The sequence below is a fragment of the Nocardia gamkensis NBRC 108242 genome, from assembly GCF_001612985.1.
Classification (GTDB): domain Bacteria; phylum Actinomycetota; class Actinomycetes; order Mycobacteriales; family Mycobacteriaceae; genus Nocardia; species Nocardia gamkensis.
In genome coordinates, this window is the sequence record NZ_BDBM01000004.1 from 302,330 (window position 1) to 327,003 (window position 24,674).

26 protein-coding genes and 4 tRNA genes are annotated in these 24,674 nt (G+C 68.5%); 20 read left to right on the forward strand and 10 right to left on the reverse strand.

The window, feature by feature from the left end:
* Window positions 1–9 precede the first annotated feature (9 nt).
* Together NG1_RS04640 and NG1_RS04645 are read left to right on the forward strand one after the other, a co-directional pair.
* Complete coding sequence (locus tag NG1_RS04640; protein WP_062968267.1) at window positions 10–468, forward strand: MarR family winged helix-turn-helix transcriptional regulator; 459 nt, start codon at window positions 10–12, stop codon at window positions 466–468.
* Window positions 469–577: 109 nt separating this feature from the next.
* The gene (locus tag NG1_RS04645; RefSeq protein WP_062968269.1) at window positions 578–1,180 is read left to right on the forward strand and encodes a TIGR03086 family metal-binding protein; all 603 of its coding nucleotides are present in this window, start codon (window positions 578–580) and stop codon (window positions 1,178–1,180) included.
* Here NG1_RS04645 and NG1_RS04650 read toward each other — a convergent pair.
* Window positions 1,177–1,806 (reverse strand): TetR/AcrR family transcriptional regulator, encoded by a 630-nt coding sequence (locus NG1_RS04650; RefSeq protein WP_062968271.1) that lies wholly within the window; start codon window positions 1,804–1,806, stop codon window positions 1,177–1,179. The genes NG1_RS04645 and NG1_RS04650 overlap by 4 nt on opposite strands.
* A 113-nt stretch (window positions 1,807–1,919) precedes the next feature.
* Here NG1_RS04650 and NG1_RS04655 point away from each other — a divergent pair, with 113 nt between their 5' ends.
* Window positions 1,920–2,954: an aldo/keto reductase gene (locus NG1_RS04655; RefSeq protein WP_062968399.1), complete on the forward strand. Its 1,035-nt coding sequence runs from the start codon at window positions 1,920–1,922 to the stop codon at window positions 2,952–2,954.
* 46 nt (window positions 2,955–3,000) lie between these two features.
* Here the strand turns inward: NG1_RS04655 and NG1_RS04660 are convergent, their stop codons facing one another.
* The 4 genes from NG1_RS04660 to NG1_RS04675 all read right to left on the reverse strand — a co-directional run bounded on the left by NG1_RS04660 (window position 3,001) and on the right by NG1_RS04675 (window position 9,771).
* Window positions 3,001–7,191, reverse strand: a complete 4,191-nt coding sequence (locus NG1_RS04660) for a bifunctional nitrate reductase/sulfite reductase flavoprotein subunit alpha (protein WP_062968401.1) — start codon at window positions 7,189–7,191, stop codon at window positions 3,001–3,003.
* 114 nt (window positions 7,192–7,305) lie between these two features.
* The gene (locus NG1_RS04665) at window positions 7,306–8,010 is read right to left on the reverse strand and encodes a demethylmenaquinone methyltransferase (protein ID WP_062968273.1); all 705 of its coding nucleotides are present in this window, start codon (window positions 8,008–8,010) and stop codon (window positions 7,306–7,308) included.
* A gap of 74 nt (window positions 8,011–8,084) precedes the next feature.
* Window positions 8,085–9,227, reverse strand: coding sequence for a glycosyltransferase family 4 protein (locus NG1_RS04670; RefSeq protein ID WP_062968276.1), 1,143 nt, complete (start codon window positions 9,225–9,227; stop codon window positions 8,085–8,087).
* Between the two features lie 88 nt (window positions 9,228–9,315).
* A complete protein-coding gene (locus NG1_RS04675) occupies window positions 9,316–9,771 on the reverse strand; it encodes a DUF3592 domain-containing protein (RefSeq protein ID WP_083864084.1) in 456 nt (151 codons plus the stop codon).
* Between the two features lie 39 nt (window positions 9,772–9,810).
* On the opposite strand from NG1_RS04675, the gene NG1_RS04680 reads away from it, so the two are divergent.
* On the forward strand, window positions 9,811–10,317 hold the full coding sequence (locus NG1_RS04680; RefSeq protein WP_062968279.1) for a DUF2505 domain-containing protein: 507 nt from the start codon (window positions 9,811–9,813) through the stop codon (window positions 10,315–10,317).
* Window positions 10,318–10,362: 45 nt separating this feature from the next.
* Here the strand turns inward: NG1_RS04680 and NG1_RS04685 are convergent, their stop codons facing one another.
* Genes NG1_RS04685 through NG1_RS04695 form a run of 3 tightly spaced genes read right to left on the reverse strand, consistent with a single transcriptional unit; the run spans window position 10,363 to window position 12,570 of the window.
* The gene (locus NG1_RS04685) at window positions 10,363–10,800 is read right to left on the reverse strand and encodes a VOC family protein (protein ID WP_040870330.1); all 438 of its coding nucleotides are present in this window, start codon (window positions 10,798–10,800) and stop codon (window positions 10,363–10,365) included.
* Between the two features lie 58 nt (window positions 10,801–10,858).
* Window positions 10,859–11,287: a helix-turn-helix transcriptional regulator gene (locus NG1_RS04690; protein WP_040870329.1), complete on the reverse strand. Its 429-nt coding sequence runs from the start codon at window positions 11,285–11,287 to the stop codon at window positions 10,859–10,861.
* Window positions 11,288–11,301: 14 nt separating this feature from the next.
* Complete coding sequence (locus NG1_RS04695; RefSeq protein WP_062968403.1) at window positions 11,302–12,570, reverse strand: geranylgeranyl reductase family protein; 1,269 nt, start codon at window positions 12,568–12,570, stop codon at window positions 11,302–11,304.
* A gap of 223 nt (window positions 12,571–12,793) precedes the next feature.
* Between NG1_RS04695 and NG1_RS04700 the strand changes: the two genes are divergently transcribed.
* Window positions 12,794–13,825: a polyprenyl synthetase family protein gene (locus tag NG1_RS04700; protein WP_062968405.1), complete on the forward strand. Its 1,032-nt coding sequence runs from the start codon at window positions 12,794–12,796 to the stop codon at window positions 13,823–13,825.
* A gap of 108 nt (window positions 13,826–13,933) precedes the next feature.
* Window positions 13,934–14,815 (forward strand): zinc metalloprotease HtpX, encoded by an 882-nt coding sequence (htpX, locus tag NG1_RS04705; protein ID WP_062968281.1) that lies wholly within the window; start codon window positions 13,934–13,936, stop codon window positions 14,813–14,815.
* A 12-nt stretch (window positions 14,816–14,827) separates the two neighbouring features.
* Here the strand turns inward: htpX and NG1_RS04710 are convergent, their stop codons facing one another.
* Window positions 14,828–15,292 (reverse strand): MarR family winged helix-turn-helix transcriptional regulator, encoded by a 465-nt coding sequence (locus NG1_RS04710; protein WP_062968283.1) that lies wholly within the window; start codon window positions 15,290–15,292, stop codon window positions 14,828–14,830.
* A 123-nt stretch (window positions 15,293–15,415) separates the two neighbouring features.
* On the opposite strand from NG1_RS04710, the gene NG1_RS38945 reads away from it, so the two are divergent.
* A complete protein-coding gene (locus NG1_RS38945; RefSeq protein WP_063910257.1) occupies window positions 15,416–16,441 on the forward strand; it encodes a nitroreductase/quinone reductase family protein in 1,026 nt (341 codons plus the stop codon).
* Here NG1_RS38945 and NG1_RS04720 read toward each other — a convergent pair.
* Window positions 16,432–16,923 carry a YajQ family cyclic di-GMP-binding protein gene (locus tag NG1_RS04720; protein ID WP_062968288.1) on the reverse strand — a complete coding sequence of 164 codons (492 nt, stop codon included), beginning with the start codon at window positions 16,921–16,923 and terminating at the stop codon, window positions 16,432–16,434. The two genes, NG1_RS38945 and NG1_RS04720, sit on opposite strands and share 10 nt — an antisense overlap.
* Before the next feature lie 174 nt (window positions 16,924–17,097).
* On the opposite strand from NG1_RS04720, the gene NG1_RS04725 reads away from it, so the two are divergent.
* From NG1_RS04725 to rplL, 13 genes are all read left to right on the forward strand, one after another.
* Window positions 17,098–17,180: transfer RNA gene (locus NG1_RS04725), tRNA-Tyr, on the forward strand.
* Window positions 17,181–17,862: 682 nt separating this feature from the next.
* Window positions 17,863–17,935, forward strand: a tRNA-Thr gene (locus NG1_RS04730).
* A 76-nt stretch (window positions 17,936–18,011) separates the two neighbouring features.
* Window positions 18,012–18,087 (forward strand) — tRNA-Met (locus NG1_RS04735).
* Window positions 18,088–18,130: 43 nt separating this feature from the next.
* Window positions 18,131–18,301 (forward strand): 50S ribosomal protein L33, encoded by a 171-nt coding sequence (gene rpmG / locus NG1_RS04740; RefSeq protein WP_011211653.1) that lies wholly within the window; start codon window positions 18,131–18,133, stop codon window positions 18,299–18,301.
* Between the two features lie 183 nt (window positions 18,302–18,484).
* Entirely contained in the window at window positions 18,485–19,552 is a 1,068-nt protein-coding gene (locus NG1_RS04745; protein WP_062968407.1) for a fused (3R)-hydroxyacyl-ACP dehydratase subunits HadA/HadB, read from the forward strand.
* Between the two features lie 221 nt (window positions 19,553–19,773).
* A tRNA-Trp gene (locus NG1_RS04750) sits at window positions 19,774–19,846 on the forward strand.
* 108 nt (window positions 19,847–19,954) lie between these two features.
* Window positions 19,955–20,353, forward strand: coding sequence for a preprotein translocase subunit SecE (gene secE / locus NG1_RS04755; protein WP_062968290.1), 399 nt, complete (start codon window positions 19,955–19,957; stop codon window positions 20,351–20,353).
* Between the two features lie 120 nt (window positions 20,354–20,473).
* Window positions 20,474–21,271, forward strand: a complete 798-nt coding sequence (nusG, locus tag NG1_RS04760) for a transcription termination/antitermination protein NusG (RefSeq protein WP_062968292.1) — start codon at window positions 20,474–20,476, stop codon at window positions 21,269–21,271.
* Between the two features lie 95 nt (window positions 21,272–21,366).
* Window positions 21,367–21,801, forward strand: a complete 435-nt coding sequence (gene rplK / locus NG1_RS04765) for a 50S ribosomal protein L11 (RefSeq protein WP_040870318.1) — start codon at window positions 21,367–21,369, stop codon at window positions 21,799–21,801.
* A gap of 75 nt (window positions 21,802–21,876) precedes the next feature.
* On the forward strand, window positions 21,877–22,590 hold the full coding sequence (rplA, locus tag NG1_RS04770) for a 50S ribosomal protein L1 (RefSeq protein WP_040870317.1): 714 nt from the start codon (window positions 21,877–21,879) through the stop codon (window positions 22,588–22,590).
* Between the two features lie 99 nt (window positions 22,591–22,689).
* Window positions 22,690–23,229, forward strand: coding sequence for an NADPH-dependent FMN reductase (locus NG1_RS04775; RefSeq protein WP_062968294.1), 540 nt, complete (start codon window positions 22,690–22,692; stop codon window positions 23,227–23,229).
* A gap of 419 nt (window positions 23,230–23,648) precedes the next feature.
* Window positions 23,649–24,188, forward strand: a complete 540-nt coding sequence (gene rplJ / locus NG1_RS04780; RefSeq protein WP_040870314.1) for a 50S ribosomal protein L10 — start codon at window positions 23,649–23,651, stop codon at window positions 24,186–24,188.
* A 54-nt stretch (window positions 24,189–24,242) separates the two neighbouring features.
* Window positions 24,243–24,623: a 50S ribosomal protein L7/L12 gene (gene rplL, locus NG1_RS04785; RefSeq protein WP_039802004.1), complete on the forward strand. Its 381-nt coding sequence runs from the start codon at window positions 24,243–24,245 to the stop codon at window positions 24,621–24,623.
* Window positions 24,624–24,674: the final 51 nt, after the last annotated feature.

Below are 24,674 nucleotides of genomic sequence, written 5' to 3' on the forward strand. Positions count from 1 at the left end.
AAGTTTCGAATGTCGAAAGAAACTCTTATCGGTGCCATCGGCGCGCAGTTGCGACTGCTCCAGCAGAGCTTCGACGTCTTCGACGAGGCGGTCGCCGCGCACCTGGGCATGAACCGCACCGATCTTCGCTGCCTCGATGTGGTGCTCGGCCGTGGCCCGCTGCCCGCGGGGGAATTGAGTGCGGCGGTGCGACTCAGCCCCGCGGCCACCACCGCGGTGATCGATCGACTGGAGCGGGCGGGATTCGTCACACGCGGTCAGGATCCGGCCAATCGGCGCCGTGTGCTGGTAACCGCCACTGCCGCCGCGCACGACGTGGCGGAGCGGATCTTCGAGCCGGTCGGCAGGGCGGGTGCGCGGGCGCTCGGTCGCTACGACCCCGACCAGCTCTCACTGATTCTCGACTTCCTGCACACGGCCCTGGATGTGCATCGCGCACAGACCGATCGCATCGCATCGCAGAGCTGACCGCAGCGCTATTTCCCGCGGTGTTCGACTTCGCGTTCCTCCGGGCCGATGAGTTCGGCCCGGCTGGGACGTCTGCATGGATGAACCTGTCCCCGGCTCAGGAGATTCGATGAATCCGGAATTCGATTTCGAACCCGCCGCTGTCGCTCTGTCGTCCGTGGTCGGCCGCATCACCGACGACCAGCTCGCCGCGCCGACGCCGTGCGCCGACACCACGGTGCGTGATCTGCTCGCGCACGTGCTCGATCTGACCGAGGCGTTTCGTCAAGCGGCCACCAAGGAGGCCGTCGGTGGCTCGGTCGCGCCGGCTCCGCCGGTGGATCGCGCCTTGTCCGAGGATTGGCGCGACCGCGTTCCGGCCCAGCTCGATGCCCTGGTGGCAGCGTGGCGGGAGCCCGCGGCCTGGGACGGCGTGACCGAGGCGGGCGGAGTGAGCGAACCGGCCCCGGTGATGGCCAGGATCGCCCTGGACGAGGTGGTGGTGCACGGCTGGGATCTCGCGAAGGCCACGGGGCAGCCCTTCGCCTGCGACAACGGGCACTTGGCAATCCTGCTGGACATGCTTCGCGAGACCCCGGCCGAAGGGGTGCCCGGTCTGTTCGGACCGGTGGTGCCGGTCGCGCCCGATGCGCCGGCCTTGACGCGAATGCTCGCTTACACCGGTCGCCGCGCCGACTGGACCGCGGACGCCAGGGGGGCGGTGCTCGGCTAGCCGAACGGCGGATCGGGGGTTACGAAAGTGCCCGCGATCACGGCATCGACCGCGGCTTGGGCGGCGGTATCCGCGGCGGCGTCGTCGATCGGGTCGCCGCTGGCGAGCAGCCGGTAGTAGAGCGGGGCCGACACCGCGGACAGCACCGCGCGTGCGTCCGTGCGCTCCGGCGCTTCGCCGCGCGCGACGGCGGCCGCTACGCACGCCGACCACTCGGTGAGCCGCACGTCGTAGAAGCGGCGCAGCGCGGTCGCGGCGGACTCGTCGCAGGTGGCGGCAGCGATCACGGCGCGGAAGAGTTCGCCTTGGCGGGGGTCGGACAGCGTCTTCGCGACCAGGCGGGCGTTGGCGGTGAGATCTCCGAGCAGCGAGCCGGTGTCGGCGTGCGGCAGCGACTGCTCGGCCATGTCGGTCAGCAGGTCGGCGATCAGGCCGGTGGGCGTGCGCCAGCGGCGGTAGACGGTGGTCTTGCCGACCTCGGCGCGCGCCGCGACCTCGGCGAGGTCGAGGTGGGCGAACCCGTGTTCGGCCAGCAGGTCGCCCGCCGCTCGCAGGACGGCGACGCGAACCCGCGCGGTCCGCCCACCGGGGCGAACCGATCCGGGTGTGGCCTCTTCCGGCTCCATAACGGCACTCCAGTTTCATTTATCGGCGAACGGGTGTACCGTCCGAAGTGTTAACGGAACTATAGACCCTTTAGGAGGGCTGTCCAGTGAACATTCGGATGGTCGACACGCAGATGGAGTACCGGCGGCTCGGCGCATCAGGTCTCCACGTCCCGGCCTTGAGCTTCGGCGCGGGCACTTTCGGCGGCCGGGGCGAACTGTTCGGCGCGTGGGGCGACACCGATGCCGAACAGGCGCGGCGGCTGGTCGACATCAGCTTGGACGCGGGCGTGAACATGTTCGACACCGCCGACGTCTACTCCGACGGCGCCTCGGAGGAGGTGCTGGGCGCCGCCGTCCAGGGCAGGCGTGATCGGGTGCTGCTGTCCACCAAGGCGACGCTGCCGACCGGCCCCGGCCCGGCGGACGCCGGTTCCGGCCGGGCCAGGCTGATCGGTGCGGTGGAGGCGTCGCTGCGCAGGCTGGGCACGGACTACATCGATCTGTTCCAGCTGCATGCCTTCGACGCGGGCACGCCGGTGGAGGAAGTCGTCGCGGCCCTGGACGATCTGGTGCGCGCGGGCAAGATCCGCTACGCCGGCGCGTCGAACTTCGCGGGCTGGCAGCTGATGAAATCCCTTGCCGCGGCGGATCGCAACGGACTGACCAGGTACGTCGCGCACCAGGTCTACTACTCGCTGGTCGGGCGGGACTACGAGTGGGAACTCATGCCGCTCGGCCGCGACCAAGGTGTCGGCGCGGTGGTCTGGAGTCCCCTCGGCTGGGGCAGGCTCACCGGCAAGATCCGTCGCGGACAACCGCTTCCGGAGGGCAGCCGCCTGCACCGGACCGCCGAGGCCGGTCCGCCGGTGGACGAGGAGAAGCTCTACGACGTGGTCGACGTCCTCGACGAGCTGGCCGCCGAAACCGGCAAGACGGTGCCGCAGATCGCCCTCAACTGGCTGCTGCGCCGCCCCACCGTCGCCACCGTCATCGTCGGCGCCCGCAACGAGGAGCAGCTACGCCAGAACCTCGGCGCGATCGGCTGGGAACTCGACGCCGACCAGATCGCCCGCCTGGACAAAGCAAGCGCCACCACCCCGCCCTACCCTTACTACCCGTACTACCGCCTCCCCGACTTCACCCGCCTGAACCCACCCGCGGTGTGAGCGCCGAGGCCGTGCTGATCCGCTCTGTCCCTGCCCCGAGTTCTCGTCAGTAGACGTCGCGGACGTAGCGCTTTTCGGCGACGAGCTGCTTCTTGAAGGCCAGTGCGCCGTCCTCGTCGAGCTTGCCGTGGATGCGCGCGATGCGCAGGAGGGCCTCGTCGACGTCTTTGGCCATGCGGCTCGCGTCGCCGCAGACGTAGAAGTGGGCGCCGTCGCGCAGCCAGGACCACAGCTCGGCGCCGTGTTCGATCATGCGGTGCTGCACGTAGATCCGCTCCCGCTGGTCCCGGGAGAAGGCCAGGTCGAGGCGGGTCAGGAAGCCGGAACGGAACATGTCCTCCAGTTCGGCGCGGTAGTAGAAGTTCTGCGCCGCATGCTGATCGCCGAAGAACAGCCAGTTGCGCCCGGTGCAGCCGAGTGCCCTGCGCTCGTGCAGGAACCCGCGGAAGGGCGCGATGCCGGTGCCGGGGCCCACCATGATCATCGGTGCGGCCGGGTCGGCCGGAGGACGGAAGTGCGGTGCGCGTTGCAGGAAGATCGGCACCGCCGCGCCGGTGTAATCGGCGGCCGCCCGATCGGCGAGGAAGGTCGAGCACACTCCGCCGCGCCGCGCCGCCGAACCGGTGGCGGCCGGATCGCCGTAGCGCACGATGCCGACGGTCAGCTCCACCTCGTCCGGGCTGACCAGCGGACTCGACGAGATCGAATACTGGCGCGGCTGTAGCTTCTTCAGCGTGCCGAGCCACTCCACCAGATCGGCTCGAATCGGGAAGTCGCGCAGCACGTCCACGGCCTGCCGGTCCCACAGGTAACTCGCCAGTTCGTTACGGTTGTCGCGGCGCAGCAGTTTGGCGAGTTTGCCGCTGTGGTTGTGCTCGGCGAGGAAGCCGAGCAGATCCTGACCGACCTTGGTGATGTCGTAGTGCGTGCGCAGCGCCTCCGCCAGCGTGAGTTCGCGCTCGTCGACCTCGACCACGCGGCGACCGTCCAGCCCGGTGGCGTCCAGCCATTCGGTGACCAGCACGGCGCTGTTCACCGGCCAGACGCCCAAGGAGTCGCCCACCTCGTAGGTGGCGTCCAGGCCGCGCAGATCGAACCCGAAGCGGCGCACCTCTTTCGTCGATCCTCCGGTCGACAGCAACTCGTTGCGCAGCAGCGGGGCACGCAGCGGCGCGGTGCGGGTGAACGGCGCGGAAACGGTGCGGGTGCGCCCGAGCGCCGGTGCGGCACTCGGCTTTTCCAGCGTCGCGACCCCGCCGCTCCGGGGCGTGGCGCGGCCCGTGCCGCCTGCTCCGCGCACCGGTGGATCGGCGGGGGACCCGGGCTCCTCGGCGCCGAACGCGGCGAGCACATCGTCGAGCCAGCGCTGAGCCGCGTCTTCGTAGTCGGGTTCGCTGTCGACGCGCGTAAGCAATCGGGTCGCACCGAGTTCGGCGAATCTCTCGTCGAGTTTGCGACCGTAACCGCAGAAGTCGTCATAGGAGGAGTCGCCGAGGGCGAAGACCGCGTAGCGCACACCGGTCAGCCGCACGACCGTGTCGGCCAGGCGATCCCAGAAATCGGCTCCGTTGTCCGGCGGCCCTCCGTCGCCGAACGTGCTGCTGACCACCAGCACGTCGCCCTGAAGCGTGCTGAGGTCGCAGGAGTCCAGGTCCAGTAGTCGTGGCGTGAAGCCGTGCCCGGCGAGGTGTGCCGAGACGGTGGCCGCGAATTCCTCCGCAGTGCCGGTCTGCGAGGCCCACAGCACGGTGATCGCGCGGGCGGCCGCACCCTCGTCCACCGCGGGTGCCGGGCCCGCCGCACCGCGGGAATACATCCCCGCCAGCAACCCGTCGACCCACAGCCTGCTGTGCGGGGTCATCGGCGCCGAGTCCGGGAGCACCGGCTGACCGGTCACCGGAAGCGCTTGCAGCGCGGCCAGGTATCCGCTGAGGTAGATCCGCTCGGTTTCGCTGAGCGTGGGGGCGGTGCCGCTGTGGAGACCGAGCACGGCCGCCAGCGGATGCGCCGACTCCGCGGCGGGCAGCGCGGCGGGCGTCTCGGGCCGCGGCACGACGGACACCCTGCGCAGCGCCACCGCGCAAGCCTTGAACTCCGGTTGCAGCGACGCCGGATCGACCGCGTCGTTGGTGACGGCGTTTATGGTCAGGTATTCGCCCTGCTCGTCGTTCCAGTGGAACGGCGCGAAGCAGTCGCCCGGCCGCACACGGTCGCTGACCTGGACCGGAAGCACCGCTCGACCCCGGCGCGAGGCGATCTCGAGCTGGTCGCCCTCGCGCAGACCGAGGCGTTCGGCGTCGGCCGGGTGCACCTCGACGAACGGCGCGCCGGTCAGCTTGGTCAGCTTACCGATCCTGCCGGTCTTGGTCATGGTGTGCCACTGGTGCTGCAGGCGTCCGGTGTTGAGCAGGAACGGGTAATCGTCGTCCGGCATCTCCGCGGGCGGCAGGTGCGGGCGCGGCCAGAACACCGCGCGGCGGCTCGGCGTGGCGAAGGCCAGCCGGGGCCGGTGGCCGTTGGCGTCGACGAACAACGTCTGGCTGACACCGTCGTTGCGGTACCGGATCGGATTGCGCCTGCCCTCCGGCTCGGCGCACGGCCACTGCATCGGCCCGTCACGCAGCGCCTCGTAGCTGACGCCGCGCAGGTCGTAGCCGGTCGCGGGATTCGCGAAGCGCTTGATCTCCTCGAAGATCTCGGCACCGGAGGCGAAGCCGAAACCGGGGAACCCCATGGCGGTGGCGATGTCGGCGATGATCCGCCAGTCCGGCCGCGCGTCGCCGGTGGGCGGGACCGACTGCCGCATCAGGGTGAGGTTGCGCTCGGAGTTCACCATCACCCCCTCGGCTTCCGCCCACAGCGTTGCGGGAAGCAGCAGGTCGGCGTAGGCGTTGGTCGCGGTCTCGGTGTAGGCGTCCTGAGCGATCACCAGTTCGGCGGCTTCCAGGCCCGCGATCACGGTCTTGCGGTTCGACACGGTGGCGACGGGATTGGTGCAGATGATCCAGGCGGCTTTGATCGTGCCTTCGGACAGGTTGCGGAACATCTCCACCGTGCCGGGCCCGGCTTCGGTGCGCAGCGTGCCGGGCTCGAGGTCCCACACCGTCTCCACGAACGCGCGGTCCTCGGCGGAGAGCACGCTGCGCTGGCCGGGCAGGCCGGGGCCCATGTACCCCATCTCCCGGCCGCCCATCGCGTTCGGCTGCCCGGTGAGCGAGAACGGCCCGCTGCCGGGACGGCAGATGGCGCCTGTGGCCAGGTGTAGGTTGCACAGCGCGTTGGTGTTCCAGGTGCCGTGCGTGGACTGGTTGAGTCCCATCGTCCACAGCGACATCCATTCGCCTGCTTCGCCGATCCACTGGGCGGCGGTGCGGATGTCGGCCTCGGTCAGCCCGGTGATCTCCGCCACCCGCCGCGGCGGATAGTCGGCCAGGAACTCCGGCATCGCCTCCCAGCCCTCGGTGTGCTCGGCGATGAACTCCTCGTCGATGTGGCCGCCCTCGACCAGCAGGTGCAGCAGCCCGTTCAACAGGGCGAGATCCGTGCCGGGGGCGATCTGCAGGAAGAGATCGGCGCGCGCGGCGGTCTCGGTGCGGCGCGGGTCGACCACGATGAGCCGCGCACCCGCCTTGAGCCGATCGGCCATCCGCAGGAACAGGATGGGATGGCAGTCGGCCATGTTCGCGCCGATCACGAAGAACAGGTCGGCGTGCTCGAAATCGTCGTAGGAACCGGGCGGCCCGTCCGCGCCGAGCGACTGCTTGTACCCGGTCCCGGCGCTGGCCATGCACAGCCGCGAGTTCGCCTCGATGTGCACCGTGCGCAGGTAACCCTTGGCGAGCTTGGTGGCGAGGTACTGCGCCTCCAGCGACATCTGCCCGGAAACGTAGAGCGCGATCGCGTCGGGGCCGTGCTCGTCCAGGATCGCCCGCAATCGGGTGGCCGCCTCGTGCACCGCCTCGTCCACGGGGAAGGGCACCGGGACCTGGCCGCGCTCCGAGCGCCGGTAGGCGGTCTCCATCCGTCCGGTGGCACGCATCAGCTCCGCGTGCGTCGCGCCTTTAGTGCACAGCCTGCCCGCGTTGGACGGGTGCAACTTGTCGCCGCTGACCTTGGCGATCACCGGTTTCCCCGCGTCGTCCGCGGCGGTCGTCACGGTGATCCCGCAGCCCACGCCGCAGTACGAGCACGCCGTTCGGGCGGTGCCGTCGCTGTGGCCGGTCACTGGGTCGGACATGCCTTCGATCATGCGGACCGCCGATTGCGCGGGATTTACCCCGCGTTATCGCCAGGTGACATTCCACCTCACAGTGCTCTAATCCGGCGGTGAGGTGTGACCGGGGTCTCCGGTTCAGCCGAGTTTGTAGGCCCGGTGCAGGGCGACGACGCCCCCGGTGAGATTGCGCCACTTCACCGACGACCACCCGTTCGCCGCGATCCGCATCGCCAACCTGCGCTGATTGGGCCACTCCGTGATGGATTCGGCGAGGTAGACGTAGGCGTCGGGGTTGCTGCTCACCACGCGCGCCACCTTCGGCAGCGCTTTCATCAGATACTCCAGGTACACCGTGCGGAACACCGGGAGCACCGGCGCGGAGAATTCGCACACCACCAGCCTGCCGCCGGGCTTGGTGACCCGCAGCATCTCGCGCAGGGCGAGGTCGGTGTCGGCCACGTTGCGCAGCCCGAACGAGATGGTCACCGCGTCGAAGGAGTCGTCGGCGAACGGCAGCGCCATCGCGTCGGCCGCCACCATCGGCACGTCGCGGAACCGGCCCGCGCTGAGCATGCCCTTGGAGAAGTCGGCTGCGAGGCACCATGCGCCGGACTTCTGCAGCTCCAGCGTCGATACACCCGTGCCCGCGGCGAGGTCGAGCAGCCGCTCACCCGGCCGCGGCGCCAGCGCCTTGCGGGTCGCCCAGCGCCAGTAGCGATCCTGCCCCGCGGAGATCACGGTGTTGGTCAGGTCGTATCGCCGGGCGACGCCGTCGAACATCGCCGCGACTTCATGCGGCTGCTTGTCCAAGGAGGCCCGGTTCGATTGCGTTTTCGCCACGCGAAGACCCTAACTCGCGGTCTGTTACGAACCGAGCGTGGCGCGAGGATACTTCCGTCACGCCGGAGCGCGGTTCAGGCCGTATGGGGCAAGGAGATCCGGGCGCCCGACACCTCGGCGTAGTGGCCCATCAGCTGGGTACAGACGGCGGGCCAGGTCCGCGACAGCACCGACTTCCTGGCCGCCCCGGCGAACCGGGTCCGCAGCCGCGGATCGTGCAACGCCCCGACGGCACTGGGCAGCAACTCGCCGAAACGATCCACCGGAAGCAGATAGCCGTTCCGGCAGTGGGCGATCAGGTCGCGTGGACCGCCCGCGTCGGGGCCGATCACCGGGACGCCCGACGCCAGCGCCTCCTGCACGCCCTGGCAGAACGTCTCGTGCTCGCCCGCGTGCACCATGACGTCGAGACTGGCGTACGCCCGCGCCAGCTCGTCGCCGCCGAGTTCGCCGGTGAACACCGCGGTCGGCATCAGCCGGGCGAGCCGCCTGCGTTCCGGCCCGTCGCCGACGATCACCAGCTGGACATCCGGGTCGGTGCCGAGCACCGCGAGCCGCTCGACGTGCTTCTCCGGCGCGAGCCGCCCCACGAAGCCCACCAGCAGGCGGTCGCAGCCGGCGAGCCAGGCGTCGCGCAGCTCGGCGGAGCGGGCGTCGGGCGTGAACCGCGCGATGTCGACGCCGCGCCCCCACCGGTGCACGCGCGGGACGCCGTGCCGGGCCAAGTCCTCCGCCGCCGCTCGGGACGGCGCGAGCGTGCGGGTGGCCCCTTCGTGGATGCGCCGGGTCCAAGCCCAGGCGGCGCGGCTCGTCAGCCCGAGCCCGTAACTCTTGGCGAAGCCCGCGACGTCGGTCTGATACACCGCGACGGTCGGCAGGTCCAGCCGCAGCGCCGCCCCCAGTCCGCCCGCGCCGAGCAGGAACGGGGAGGCCAGGTGGACCACGTCGGCGTCGAAGTCGTCGATGGCCGAGACGATGCCCGGCTGCGGCAGCCCCACCGGCAGCGAGCTGATCCTCGGCACCATGACCGCGGGGACTCGGTGGACCCGGAAACGGTGATACTCCCGCGGCGCGGCAGGCTGCCCGCGCGGTGTGTCGGGCGCGATGATCAGGGCATCGTGTCCGTGCCGGTCCAAGTGCTCCAGCACCCGCAGCACGGAGTTGACGACGCCGTTCATATTCGGCAGAAACGACTCCGCGACGATCGCTACACGCACATTCCCAGCCTGACCGGTGCACCGCGCCGCCCCGCCACACCGAAGTGAAGGGCACGGAAAGATCCGGCGAACTGTCGGGACGCGCGGATCAACCCACCGGCGTCGGGCCGCGCCTGTTCACGCGGGACAGCAACCACAGCGCGGGCAGCGCGAGCAGCCACACCACCACGATGACCGACAACGCGGGCGGAACGGCGACGCGCACGTCCCGGCCTTCCACGCGCACCAGGTCGGGATCGCTGCGGCTGTATTCCACGCGGATCCGCTCACCTGCGGTCAGGTTTGTCGGATACAGGACGCCGACCTTCGGATTGTGCGTCTCACCGTCCGGTGTGACGTACATGACCGCCGAGCGCAGCCGCCCCGCCGAGAGCACCTCGGCCGTGGTGCTGCCCTTGTCGGAGCTGATCAGATAGTCGTTGCGCCACGCGGCGAGCACCAGCAGCCCGACGAGCACGCTCACCGCCGTCGCGGCGATCAGCACCCCGATCCTGGCCCGCCGCAGGCGGATCGGCCGCCCGTTGGACTGGCTGGTTTCCGACACCGCCACAGGCTACCGACCGGCTCGGCTACGGTGGCGGCCATGTCCCGAAAATTCAGCTTCACCGTGCCGTACGCAGTCCCGGTCGAAGATCTCCACCGGGCACTCACCACCGATGACGTCTGGCGGGCCCGCTTCGCCGACGCGCCCACCGCCACGCTGGAGGTGTCGCATCCCGGCGGCGCGGGCACCATTCGCATCCATATGACCGAAAAGGCCGCCGAAGACAAGGTACCCGCGCTGGTCCGCAAGGTACTCAAGAGCGAACTCACGTTCTCTCGCACCGACGACTGGCAGCCGCTGGTCGGCGAGGTCGCCAAAGGCACCTTCGAGGCCACCACCGGCGGCATCAACACCGCGATGTCCGGCTCCTACGAGATCCGCTCCACCGCGGAAGGTTCCGAGATCGAGGTCGCGGGCACCGTGCAGGTGAAGGTGCCCGTGGTCGGCGGCGCGATCGAGCCGCTCGCCGAGCAGTTGCACCATCGGGTGCTCAACAGCGAGCGCAAATTCATCGAGGAGTGGCTGTCGGCGAAGCCGACCGCCTGACCACGGGTGTTGCCCCGGCAGGCGCTGGGGCAACATCGCCGCGTCCTAGGCGAAATCCTGCGGCGAGTACTCCTTCCGCTCCACCAGGACCAGCCAGTTCCCAGAGTTGTCCCGGACCACCGCCTCGGTCCCGTAGGGCCGCTCGGCGGGCGGCTGGACGAACTCCACCCCCTTGGCGGTCAGCTCTTCGAAGGTCTTCTGGCAGTTCTCGGTTCGCAGGCCGAGCGAGCCGTGCGTGCCGTTGGCCAGCGCGCGCCGGACGGCCTCGGCGTAGTGCTCGTCCAGCGGCGGGCCCGGGATCATCAGCGTGATCTCCAGCTCCGGGTGCGCGGGGTGGGCGATGGTAACCCAGCGGAAACCGTTGTCGCCCATGGTGACGTCGGCGGTCTCCACGAACCCCAGCTTGTCGATGTACCACTCCTTGGCCGCGTCCTGGTCCGTGACGTACACCGTGACCAGGGAAACGTTCGTAATCGTCGTCATGCGGGCCACGCTATGGCCCGCGCCGTGCCACCGGCTTCTCCGAAATTGCGCCGTTTGCTCAGCCGGGCGGCTTGCGGTCGGACAGCCCGTGCATGAAGACGAAACAGCCGGGGATGCGCGGAGCGCCGTCGGCGAACTTCGCCTGGTACTCCGACGGCGTCACGCCGACCAGCTGCCGGAACTTGCTGCTGAACGAGCCGAGGCTGCTGTAGCCGACCAGCATGCACACCTCGGTGACGGTGAGATTGGTCGCGCGCAGCAGATCCTGGGCGCGTTCGATGCGCCGCTCGGCCAGGTACGCGGCGGGGGTCAGGCCGTAGACCGCGGCGAACGCGCGCAGGAAGTGGTATTTCGACACCCCCGCGGCCGCCGCCAGCCCATCCAGATTCAGCGGGTCGGCGTAGTGACGGTCCGCCACGTCCTTGGCTCGGCGCAGATGTGGCAGCAGATACAGCGCGGGCAATCCGCGCGCTCGCTGTTCGCCCATCGCGCCACCCGTTCCTAGGCGAACGGCGGACGCTCGTCGAAACGCAGCGACGCCCGCCCCGCCATCCGCCAAGCTCGCGCGGTCAGGTCGACATCCTCGTCGGTCACCAGGTTGCCCATCACCCGGACCGCGGTGCGCTGCAAATACTTCGAGCGCATCACGGGCGGACCGCCCAGCGGCACCATGCGCGGGTGCGTGGCCAGGCCCGCGATCCGCCGGGCTACCGAGAACGTGCGTCCGTAGCGGGCGCGCAGCACCTGCGGCCAGATCGCGGTGAGGTCGGGCTCGTCCAGCAGCTCCGACAGCAGGTGACCGCCCTCCAGGCCGTAATCGATGCCTTCGCCGTTGAGCGGGTTCACACAACCGGCGGCGTCGCCGATCAGCACCCAGTTGCGCCCCGCGACGTTCGAGACCGCCCCGCCCATCGGCAGCAGGGCCGAGGCCACCGCGCGCAGCGAACCCTCGAACTCCCATTCCTCCGTGCGCTGCGCGGTGTAGTGCGCCAGCAAGGGCTTCAACGCGATGTGCGAGGGCCGGCGTTCGGTGGCCAGTGACCCGACCCCGATGTTCACCTCGCCATTGCCCAGCGGGAACACCCAGCCATAGCCGGGAACCAGCTCGCCGGAGGCATCGCGCAACTCCAGATGCGAGGTGATCCACTGATCGTCGCTGCGTCCCGACTTGATGTAGGCCCGCGCGGCGGTGCCGTACGCGTACTGCCGATGCCAGACGCGGCCGAGCAGCCGCCCGATCGGTGAACGCACCCCGTCGGCGACCACCAGCGTCCGGCAGCCGATCGTGCGCGTGCCGTCGGCTGTTCGCACCGTCACGCCCGTGACCCGGTCACCCTCGCGGGTGACGTCGACCACTTTCGTCCCGTCCACCATGCGCGCGCCGGACTTCACCGCCGTCTCGCGCAGTTTGTCGTCGAGTTCGGTTCGAGGAACCGCGCTTCCGTAGGTCGGGAAGGATCCGCCCGGCCAGCTCAGCAGCGCCTCGCGGCCGAAGCCGGTCATCCGGAGGCCGTGGTTGACGACGTGCGCGCGCACCCACTCGCCGAGGCCGAGCTGCTCCAGTTCGGCGGTCGCGCGCGGGGTCAGCCCGTCGCCGCAGGTCTTGTCCCTGGGAAAGACGGCGGAATCGATGAGCACCACGTCCCGTCCCGCCCGCGCCGCCCAGGCCGCCGACGCCGACCCGGCCGGGCCCGCGCCGACGACCAGCACCTCGGCTCGGCTGGGCAACGCGTCCTCGTCGCGCGCGGGACTCGCTTCCGGTGCACCCATGCGCTCCATACTCGCAGGGCCGTCTCGTCCATGTCGACGGCGGCCGCGCGCGCGTCGTGGATGATCACCGGCGAAGCGGCGTGCGAGTGGCCGATACACCACAGAGTGACGGTGTTCATGGGCCATCCGCCGGGGACACGCTAGGTTCTCTACCGTGGGGTCGGACGCATCGCTGGGAGAAGAAATGAGCACATCGGCCATGAGCGAGCGCAGCGAGCGAATCATGGACACGGCGCACGGCGGAGCCGCGGGCGACGTGAGCACGGTCGTGGCCGGGGTCGACCTCGGTGACGCCGGCCTCGCCGACACGGTGCGCGACGGCCTGGCCGACGTGGAGAAACTCCTGGTCGAGGAGCTGTCCGACGGTGCGGAATTCCTCCAGGAAGCCGCGCTGCACCTGGCCAAGGCCGGCGGCAAGCGCTTCCGTCCGCTCTTCACCATCCTCACCGGACAGCTCGGGCCGCGGCCCACCGATCCCGCCCTGATCACCGCGGGCACCGTCGTCGAACTCGTGCACCTGGCCACGCTGTACCACGACGACGTGATGGACGAGGCCACCATGCGCCGCGGCGCCCCGAGCGTCAACTCACGGTGGGGGAACAACATCGCGATCCTCGCGGGCGACTATCTGTTCGCGCACGCGTCCCGGCTCACCTCCACCCTCGGCCCCGACGCGGTGCGCATCATCGCCGAGACCTTCGCCGAACTCGTCACCGGTCAGATGCGCGAGACCATGGGCGCTCGCGAATCCCAGGACCCGGTCGAGCACTACCTGCGCGTGGTGTGGGAGAAGACCGGTTCGCTCATTGCCGCGGCCGGGCGTTTCGGCGGCACCTTCTCGGGCGCGGACGCGGAGCACGTCGAACGGCTGGCCCGCCTCGGCGACGCGGTCGGCACCGCCTTCCAGATCTCCGACGACATCATCGACATCTCCTCCGCGTCCGAGCAATCGGGCAAGACCCCCGGCACCGACCTGCGTGAAGGTGTGCACACCCTGCCGGTGCTGTACGCGCTGCGCGAGGAGGGCGCCGACGGCGACCGCCTGCGCAAGCTGCTGGCCCGTCCGCTGGAAACCGACGAGGAGGTCGAGGAGGCACTCGCCTTGCTCGCCGACTCGCGCGGCATGGCGCTGGCCAAGGAGAAACTCCAGGGCTATGCCGACCTCGCCTATGCCGAGCTGTCCGCCCTGCCCGACGGCCCGGCCAACGACGCGCTCGAGCGGCTGGTCCGTTACACCATCGAACGCGTGGGGTGAGGGTGCGTTGTCGGCGCGGCGCGGGCCGCACCGGAACTTTGCTCGCGGCTTCTATCGTTGAGCTGCTGTAAGGCGACTCGGTGAACGGGGGAGCGGCAAGGGAGACGTATGCACGGGCACGGGTTTGCGAACGGGCTGAAGACCTTCGGGCTGATGGTGGGCCTCTCCGCCATGATCGTGTTCATCGGTGCGCTGTTCCGCAACCCGACGATCCTCGTCGTCGCGATCGTGCTCGCGGTGGGCATGAACGCCTACGCGTACTTCAACAGCGACAAGATCGCGTTGAAGGCCATGCACGCGCAGCCGGTCAGCGAGCTGGAAGCCCCGGTCATGTACCGGATCGTGCGTGAGCTGGCCACCATCGCGCGGCAGCCGATGCCCCGGCTGTACATCAGCCCGACGAACGCGCCCAACGCCTTCGCCACCGGACGCAATCCCCGCCGCGCCGCGGTCTGTTGCACCAGCGGCATCCTGCAGATTCTCGACGAACGGGAACTGCGGGCCGTGCTCGGGCACGAACTCTCCCACGTCTACAACCGAGACATCCTCATTTCCTCGATCGCGGGCGCGCTCGCGGCCGTCATCTCAGGCGTGGCGAACCTGGCGGTGTACCTGTCGATGTTCGGCGGCAACCGCAACGGCGAGGGCCCGAACGTGCTCGCCGTGCTGCTGGTGTCGCTGCTCGGTCCGATCGCCGCCTCGCTGATCAAGCTGGCCGTCTCGCGCTCGCGCGAATTCCAGGCCGACCAGTCCGGCGCCGAACTGACCGGCGACCCGCTGGCGCTGGCGTCGGCGCTGCGGAAGATCGAACGCGGCGTGCACACCGCCCCGCTCCCGCCCGAGCCCCGGCTGGCGGCGCAGTCGCATCTGATGATCGCCAACCCGTTCCGTCCGGGCGAGAAGGTCGCGCGCTGGTTCTCCACCCATCCGCCGATGAACGAGCGCATCGCCCGGCTGGAGGAGATGGCAGGCGGCCCGGGCCGGTACTGAGTCCCGGCAGCGTCAGTCGTCCGAGGCCAGCTGGTCTTCGTACGCGCGAAACGTATCGACGAACAACTTCCGCTGCTGGGCGGTGAGCGGCTCGAGGACCGTACGCCAGGCTCGGGCGCTGCGCCCCAGCCATTTGCGCACGGACTTCTCGTGCGCCGGTGCGATGGCGACGATGGTGCGTCTGCGGTCGTCCGGATCCGCGCCGCGCTCGAGCACACCCTGCTTGCTGAGTTCGCCGACCATCAAGCTCACCGTCGTGGGCGCCACCTCGAGGCGTGTGGCCAGATCCGTCACCGTGGTCGGTCCGTCGAACACCAGATTGGCCAGCAGCGACAGGTGCCGAGGCGCCAGCGAGAACGACTCCAGTTCCTTGGGAACGCCCAATTTCTTGGCCCGTCCGACGACACGCGGCATGAGCAGCAGCAGCATGCGGATGCCGTCGTCCACGCCGAGCCCGTTCCGCTCCTCGGTTGACATGCCGACCGCCTCTCAATAGCCTTTGTTTACAAAACAGTTTTGCTTGCAAAGAAAAACTCCCGCTCGTCAACAGGCTATAACCGGCGGTCGCGGTGCGCGGCGAGCCGTGGAAGGGGCATGGACATGACCGATCCGGAACGGATCCAGCCGGGAGAGTTCAACCGGGCGATCATCGCGGAGTTCCGCGCGAACGGGGGCGAAGTCGGCGGGATGTTCGAGGGGGCGCCGCTGCTACTGCTCACCACCGTCGGAGCGAGAACCGGACGCGGGCACACCGTGCCGGTCGTCTACCGCCGCGACGGTGCTCGTGTGCTGGTGTTCGGATCCAACGCGGGCGCGGACATCCATCCCGCCTGGGTCCACAATGTGCGGGCGAATCCGGAGGTCACCGTGGAGATCAGGGCGGGGGACCGGATCGAGACCTACGCGGCCGACGCCCGAATCCTGCAGGGCGCGGAGCGGGACCGTCACTACGCCGCGCAAGCGAGCGACGATCCGGCCTTCGCCGCCTATCAGGCGGCGACCGATCGGACCATTCCCGTGGTCGCGGTGGAGCGGGTGATACGTGCCGGGCTGGGCCGGCGCCGCTTTCTGGCGGGAGTGGGTGTGACCGCGACCGCGGCGGCGGGTGTCGCTGGTACGACGGCCCTGGCCGGCTCGCCCGACGCGGGCGCACCCGGGCAACAGCGCGCGGCGGCGATCGGCGACCACCTCCGTCACGTCCATGCCCAGCTGCGACGCGATCTCGCCGCCGTCCGAACGGGCCTCGAGCAGCACGTGCGCGCGCCGGACGGGGTGGGCAAGCCTGCCCTGCCGCAGGATCTGCGCACCCATTGTCTCGCGTTCTGCGGCGCGCTCGGCGAACATCACACCGGCGAGGACGGCGTCTTCCCGGCCCTGGCCCGGCTGCATCCCGAACTCGTGCCGGTGATCGACCGGCTGAATCGCGAGCACGGTGTGGTCGCGGGTGCGTTGACCGAGCTGCGGACGCTCCTCGACGCCGCGGAACCGGGCGACCCGGCGCGGCTACTCGCCGAATTCGACCGCCTCGCAACGGAATTGGAAACCCACTTCACCTACGAGGAGAACACGCTCCTGGACACGCTGAACGCGACCGACCCGGCCGCGCTCCGGCCCGGTCAGCGGTAGTTGACGAACTGCAGCGCGATCCCGAAATCCTCGCCCTTCAGCAGCGCGATCACCGCTTGCAGATCGTCGCGCTTCTTGCTGCTCACCCGCAGCTCGTCGCCCTGGATCTGCGCCTTCACGCCCTTCGGGCCCTCGTCCCGGATCTTCTTGGAGATCTTCTTCGCGTGCTCGGAATCGATGCCCTGCACCAGCGAGCCGGTGATCTTGTACACCTTGCCGGAGGAGACCGGCTCGCCCGCGTCGAACGCCTTCAGCGAGATGTCGCGGCGGATCAGCTTCTCCTTGAACACCTCCAGCGCGGCCTTGACGCGCTCCTCCGCCTCCGCGGTGAGCACGATCTTGTCCTCGCCGGACCATTCGATCGACGCGCCGGTGCCGCGGAAGTCGTAGCGGGTGCCGAGTTCCTTCTCCGCCTGATGCAGGGCGTTGTCGACCTCCTGCCGGTCGACCTTGCTCACAACATCGAAAGACGAATCAGCCACGCTGCGCTCCTGTTCTGACGGTCCGACGGGTGAGCTGAGCGGGACGCTTCCAGCCATCGTCAGTTCTACCCGGAGCCCCGAGGGTAGTCGCGTCGCAGGGCCGATAGCCAGCCGGTTTGCATTCAGGGTGCGGGTTCGATGTATTCTGCTCAGCGCGTGAAACAATGCGCGAACGGCAGGTTGCCCGAGCGGCCAATGGGAGCAGACTGTAAATCTGTCGGTGAAAGCCTACGTAGGTTCGAATCCTACACCTGCCACTCCGCTCACCAGGCGAGCCCTGTACGCAGAAAGCGCGTACAGGGCTCGCTTCGTAATGTTTTGTGGGGGTGCAACCCCCACGCCCCGCCCGGCGGGGCTTCGCCCCCCGGACCCCCCATTTCCAGTGGTTGCGTTGGTCGCGGGGTGTTGCGTTGGTCGCGGGTGTTCCGTCGGTCGTTCACACGGGCGCGTCAATGACCGACGTTCTTGTCGAGCCGGATCGCGTGTTGGTGCGGCCGGGCTCTGTTTCACGCCGATTCGCCGGTCGCTTCGGTCGTCGCCGCTTCGGTCGGCCGCTTCGATTCCGGCCTCGAACCGGCAGTTGTCCGGTCGAAGACTCACGGCATGTTCGCTCGGGGCCGCCACATTTTCGGGTTGGCGTGGGGCGCGCAGTTCGTGTCCACGCGCAGCGCGCAGTTTGTCCGCACTTACAGCGCGCTTCTTGTGATCGTTGCGTGGCCACGTCGCGTCGCGGAGGTCAGGTTTGTGTGGGAACGGGCCGTATCTCGCGAGCAGGCGTTACTCCCGAGAGCCGTAAGGGTGCGCCGAATCGCTGCGGCTGTGCGCGGAAACACCCCTCTGACCACGCGGTTTGGTACGAAGACCGGTGAGTGTGTAACCTCGTTCAAGACTTCACCGCGCTGAGGTCGAGTATTTGGGGCTCGGTGCGGAAGTAGTCATGCCCCCTTAGCTCAGTCGGCAGAGCGTTTCCATGGTAAGGAAAAGGTCAACGGTTCGATTCCGTTAGGGGGCTCGCCGGATTGCCGGTGGTGACCGACTCGGCATCGCTCCCGTAGTGCGGGCTCGGCACCATGGCAATGCGACGCCGTGGCGGTGTAGCTCAGTCGGTAGAGCAAACGACTCATAATCGTTGTGTCGCCGGTTCAAGTCCGGCCATCGCTACCACAACCCGATACAAGACCATCAGGTACCGGAAAGAAGGCATATCGTGGCCGCGAAGTCCACCGATGTCCGGCCAAAGATCACCTTGGCCTGCGAGCAGTGCAAGCACCGCAACTACATCACCAAGAAGAACCGGCGCAACGACCCGGACCGGCTGGAGCTGAAGAAGTTCTGCCCGAACTGCGGCACGCACCGGGCGCACCGCGAATCCCGCTAGTCCTCCACGCGTGAACTACCGCGTGGTGTAGCGCCGGGAGTCGTATCCCGGTATCTCGGGCCGTGGCACCGCGAGGGCCGGACAACTGTCCGGCCCTGACGCATTTTCACGGTGTGGGTGCGGTGGTGAGCGCTCCGCAGACTCCGGGTGACGGGGTCAGATAGGTACAGTCCTCCCGTGACAATCAACACCGGTACAGACGAAGCGGTCAAGACGGGCGAGGAGCTCGACCCCGCGGCGAACGCCGCGGCGATGGTCGGTCACCACTACCGCGTCGACGACTACTACGAGGTCGGGCGCGAAAAGGTGCGTGAGTACGCCCGCGCCGTGCAGGACTACCACCCGGTGCACTGGGACGAGGACGCGGCGCAGGAGTACGGGTACGACAACCTGCTCGCACCGGTCACCTTCATCTCCCTGGTCGGGATTCTCGCGCAGCGCAAATTGTTCGAAGAGGTCGTCACCGGCTACGACCTCAGCCAGATCATGCAGACCGACCAGATCCTGGAATTCCATCGCCCGATCAAGGTCGGCGACCAGCTCACCTGCGATGTCCACCTGCACTCGTTCCGGCAGGCCTTCGGCGGCGACATCATGGTGACCAAGAACATCGTCACCGCGCAGAACGACGAACTGGTGCTCACCACCTACACCACCCTCGTCGGGCGCAGCGGCGGCGACATCGACCCGAACCTCAACGCCGCCGTCCGCAACGTGCTCATGCACGGCATCGGCGAGGACGCGCCGGGGCATCGCCCGCGTAGCGCGCTCGCGGTGACCGAGGCACCCTCTCCGGTCGTGCCGCCCGCGGAAGGGGTGCGCACGAAGCACGCCATCCGCTTCGAGGACGTCTCCGCCGGTGACGAACTGCCCGCGCGCATCGTCCGGCTCACCCGCGGCGATCTGGTGAACTACGCGGGCGTCTCCGGCGACGCCAACCCGATCCACTGGAGCGACGAGGTCGTGAAGCTGGTCGGCCTGGACAACGTCGTGGCGCACGGCATGCTCACCATGGGCCTGGGCGGCGGATTCGTCACCTCGTGGCTCGGCGACCCCGGCGCGATCAAGGAGTACAACGTCCGCTTCACCAGCCCGGTCTACGTGGGCTCCGACGAGGCCGCCGAGATCGAGTACACCGGTAAGGTGAAATCGGTCGATCCGGAGACCAGGACCGCGGTCGTGGCCATCGTGGCCAAGGCGGCGGGCAAGAAGATCTTCGGCCGGGCCACCGCGACCGTGCAACTGGCCTGACCAGGGACAGCGACCCGGATTGGCTAATGCCGCGCACGGTAACGTACACTCAGGTTTCTGGGGTCGCCAGCCGCTGCGCGCTGCTCTGAGGGGCTGGTTCCAGGCGATCCGCGAGGATCGTCCAAGGGGCCGGCAACTGCCGGAGTGGCGCGCGTGTTGTGTGACACCAGGGAACAACTGAATATCGAACAGTGGTTGGACAGCCAACACCGTCCGACCAAAGGGGCGTAGCTCAACTGGCAGAGCAGCGGTCTCCAAAACCGCAGGTTGCAGGTTCAAGTCCTGTCGCCCCTGCCCTGGATGCCAGCGACGAGAGAGGACCGACGTGAGCGAGCGTAGCGAGCGAGCCATTGGCACAGCGCGCATCGCGCACGGCGGCACCGAGCGCAGCGAGGAGAAGGCGTGAGCGACGAGCGGGACACTCGCCGCGGCGCACATGCCGCCGACGACGGCGACGACACCGCCGCAGCGACACGACCGAGCGGAAAGCGTTCCGCCCGGCGGGCCCGCTCTGCGTCCTCACAGGTCGATACGGGCGCTGTCGCCACGCTCGACCGTCCGTCGCGGAAGGCAGCCAAGACGACCGATCGGGCCGAACGCAAGACGACGGGTAATCCGTTCAAGCGTTTGCTCAAGTTCCTGCGTGAGGTCATCGCGGAACTGCGCAAGGTGATCTGGCCCAACCGGAAGCAGATGGTCACCTATACGAGCGTTGTTCTGGTGTTCGTGATTTTCATGGTCGCGTACATCAGCGGGTTGGATCTGGCGTTCATCAAGGGTGTCAACTGGCTGTTCGGCTAGCTGAACGACGCCGACGCCGGTAGCCGATCCCGGGGCGGACACGGGTGGAAGCGATTTCGCCGCGCGCCCGGCCCCGGCACGCAGAGGATGTACGTGACGACACAGGAAGCGAGTGCCCCAGTGAGCACCCCGGAGAACGACACACACGACAAGTTCCCGGCCGACGACGCGGTGGCCGAGCCCACCGACTCCGTCGAGGAGTTCGCGACCGACGAGCCCGCGGTCGAGGAATCGGAGCCCGCTGAGCCCGCTGAGTCCGTCCCCGCCGCTCCGATCGATGCCGAGCCCGCCGATCCGGTCGCCGAGATGAAGGCAGCGCTGCGGCGCGCCCCCGGCGAGTGGTACGTGATCCACTCCTACGCCGGCTACGAGAACAAGGTGAAGGCCAACCTCGAGACCCGCGTGCAGAACCTGGACCTGGAGGACTACATCTTCCAGGTCGAGGTGCCCACCGAAGAGGTCACCGAGATCAAGAACGGGCAGCGCAAGCACGTCAACCGCAAGGTGCTGCCCGGTTACATCCTGGTCCGCATGGAGCTCAACGACGAGTCGTGGGGCGCGGTGCGCAACACCCCCGGCGTCACCGGCTTCGTCGGCGCCACCTCCCGTCCGTCGCCGCTGTCCATCGACGACGTGGTGAAGTTCCTCGTGCCCGCCGCCCAGCAGCAGAAGAAGCCCGCTGCCGCGTCCGCGTCGGCGGCCGCCGAGTCCGCCGGTGGCGAGGTCGCGCCGAAGCCGGTCATCGAGGTCGACTTCGAGGTCGGCGAGTCGGTGACCGTCATGGACGGCCCCTTCGCGACGTTGCCCGCCAGCATCTCCGAGGTCAACGCCGAACAGCAGAAGCTCAAGGTGCTCGTGTCGATCTTCGGCCGCGAGACCCCGGTCGAGCTGGCGTTCACCCAGGTCGCGAAGATCTAGATCCGTTCCGTCGACGACGGGATGAATCGGCCCGCGCGGCGGGTTGATTCACAGACTTGCAAAGAGCAAGGACACCAAACACCTAGGAAAGAAAGATGCCCCCCAAGAAGAAGAAGCTCGCCGGGATCATCAAGCTTCAGATCCAGGCCGGCCAGGCGAACCCGGCCCCTCCGGTCGGCCCCGCGCTCGGTCAGCACGGCGTCAACATCATGGAGTTCTGCAAGGCGTACAACGCCGCGACCGAGTCGCAGCGTGGCAACGTCATCCCGGTCGAGATCTCGGTGTACGAGGACCGGTCGTTCGACTTCAAGCTGAAGACCCCGCCCGCCGCCAAGCTGCTGCTCAAGGCCGCAGGCGTGCAGAAGGGCTCGGCGGAGCCGCACCGCCTCAAGGTCGCCAAGGTGACCATGGACCAGGTGCGCGAGATCGCCAAGACCAAGCAGGAAGATCTGAACGCCAACGACGTCGAGCAGGCGGCCAAGATCATCGCGGGTACCGCGCGTTCGATGGGCATCACCGTCGAAGGCTGAGCGGAATCGCTCCCCGGTGGGAGGGCCGGCCAGGCCCGATAACCACGTCTGAACTATCGAACAGGACAGAGAATCATGGCAAAACGAAGCAAGGCGTATCTCGCCGCGGCCGAGAAGGTCGATCGCACCCAGCTCTACTCCCCGCTGGCCGCCGCGCGCCTGGCGAAGGAGACCGCAAGCACCAAGACCGACGCGACCGTCGAGGTCGCCGTGCGTCTCGGTGTGGATCCCCGTAAGGCCGACCAGATGGTCCGCGGCACGGTCAACCTGCCGCACGGCACCGGTAAGACCGCCCGCGTCATCGTCTTCGCCGCGGGCGAGAAGGCCGCCGAGGCCGAGGCCGCGGGCGCGGATGCCGTCGGCGCCGAGGACCTGATCGAGCGGATCCAGGGCGGCTGGCTGGACTTCGACGCCGCGATCGCCACCCCGGACCAGATGGCCAAGGTCGGCCGGATCGCGCGTGTTCTCGGCCCGCGCGGCCTGATGCCGAACCCGAAGACGGGCACGGTCACCACCGACGTGACCAAGGCCGTCAACGACATCAAGGGCGGCAAGATCAACTTCCGCGTCGACAAGCAGGCCAACCTGCACTTCGTCATCGGCAAGGCGTCCTTCGACGACGCCAAGCTGGTGGAGAACTACGGCGCCGCGCTGGACGAGATCCTGCGTGCCAAGCCGTCGACCGCCAAGGGCCGCTACGTCAAGAAGGTGACGGTCTCGACGAACACCGGACCGGGCATCCCGGTGGACCCGAACCGCACCCGCAACCTCCTCGACGAGGACGCGTAAACAGCGGCTGAGCCGACCGCGACGGCGGGAACGCGTAATGCGTTCCCGCCGTCGCGCGTTTGCGGACTAATCCGCCCGGCGGCGTGGTTGGGGTTCGATGTGACCGTCGTTCTTCTGATCTCCGGCAGCACTCGCGCCGCCTCCACCAATTCCGCCGCACTCCGGACCGCCTCCGCCGTCGCCCCGGATGGCGTCGAAACCGTCTGGTACGACGGTCTCGCGGACTTGCCCGCGTTCAGCCCGGACGACGACGGCACCGCTCATCCATCGGTCGTCGCGCTGCGCGAACACCTTTCGCGCGCCGACGCCGTGCTGTTCTGTACCCCCGAATACGCGGGCACCTTGCCGGGCAGCCTGAAGAACCTCCTGGATTGGACCGTCGGGACCGGTGATCTCTATCGCAAGCCGGTCGCCTGGATCACCGTGGCGGCCCCCGGGCGTGGTGACGGTGCGACCGCGACGCTGCGCAGCGTGCTCGGCTATGTCGGGGCCGAGATCGATCCGGATGTCTGCCGGCGATTGCCCGTGCTGCGCGAGGACGTCGGCCCGGACGGGCTGATCGCCGACGCCGAATTCCGGTCCGGCGCCGTGGCCGCGTTGCGCGGGCTCGCCCGGTTCGCGGAGACCGCGACGCCGTGAGAAAAGTCACCGGCAGGTGCGGAGCGGCTGCCATCGAACGGGCGTGACGGAAAGGCGTGTCGCCGCACAACGATTCGACGGCCGGCGGGTTTCGGTCAGGCGTCCTGCCCCGGCCCGTTTTGGCAGATGGGAACCCGTCCGGGTACATTGGACATCAGTTATCGACGAGTTCGATCGCTACCCAATCCGTTCTACCGAAGACCGTTGGTCGTCGAGCCCGCATGGGTTCGGTCGAAGGTCCGGCGACATTGCCGGCGGCCCACGCAGGGAGAGCCGAGGCTGGGAATTGATCCGGGTATGTCCCGGCTCGGTTTTCTGTTGCGCCCCGGAACGCTCTGCGTTCGGGGCGTTTGTTTTGTCGCCGGCCCCTGATCGGTAGTTCGAGTACACGAACCGACCAATCAGAGAGGAGGCGAAGTATGGCAAAACCCGAGAAGGTCACCGCGGTCGAGGAGATCGCGGAGCAGTTCAAGAGCTCGACGGCCACCGTCGTCACGGAATACCGTGGCCTGTCGGTCGGCAAGCTCACCGAGCTGCGGCGCGCGCTCGGCGCCGACGCCACGTACTCCGTCGCCAAGAACACCCTGGTCAAGCGTGCCGCCGCCGAGGCGGGCGTGGAAGGCCTCGACGAACTGTTCGTCGGGCCGACCGCGATCACCTTCATCACCGGTGAGCCGGTCAACGCGGCCAAGGCCCTGAAGACCTTCGCGAAGGACAACAAGGCGCTCATCATCAAGGGCGGCTACATGGACGGCGCGCCGCTGTCCGTGTCCGAGGTCGAGCGGATCGCCGACCTGGAGACCCGTGAGGTGCTGCTGGCCAAGCTGGCCGGTGCGCTCAAGGGCAACCTCGCAAAGGCCGCCGGTCTGTTCAACGCTCCCGCCTCGCAGGTGGCCCGCTTGGCCGCCGCGCTGCAGGAGAAGAAGCAGGCCGAAGAAGGCGGATCTGCCGCCGAGTAATGCCGTGTGGCACGACTCCCCGCTCAGACATTCACTACCGAAAGGAAAACAACAATGGCCAACGTTGACGAACTGCTCGAGACCTTCGGCAACATGACCCTGCTCGAGCTCTCGGACTTCGTGAAGAAGTTCGAGGAGAAGTTCGAGGTCACCGCGGCTGCTCCGGTCGCCGTCGCCGCCGTCGGTGGTGCCGCCGCTCCGGCCGAGGCCGTCGAGGAGCAGGACGAGTTCGACGTCGTGCTCGAGGGTGCGGGCGACAAGAAGATCCAGGTCATCAAGGTGGTCCGCGAGATCGTCTCCGGCCTGGGCCTGAAGGAAGCCAAGGACCTGGTCGAGAGCGCCCCGAAGCCGATCCTGGAGAAGGTCGCCAAGGACGCCGCCGAGGCCGCCAAGGCGAAGCTGGAAGAGGCCGGCGCCAAGGTCTCGGTCAAGTAATTCACGACCGAACACGCCGAACGGGCGATCCCCTGTGGGGGATCGCCCGTT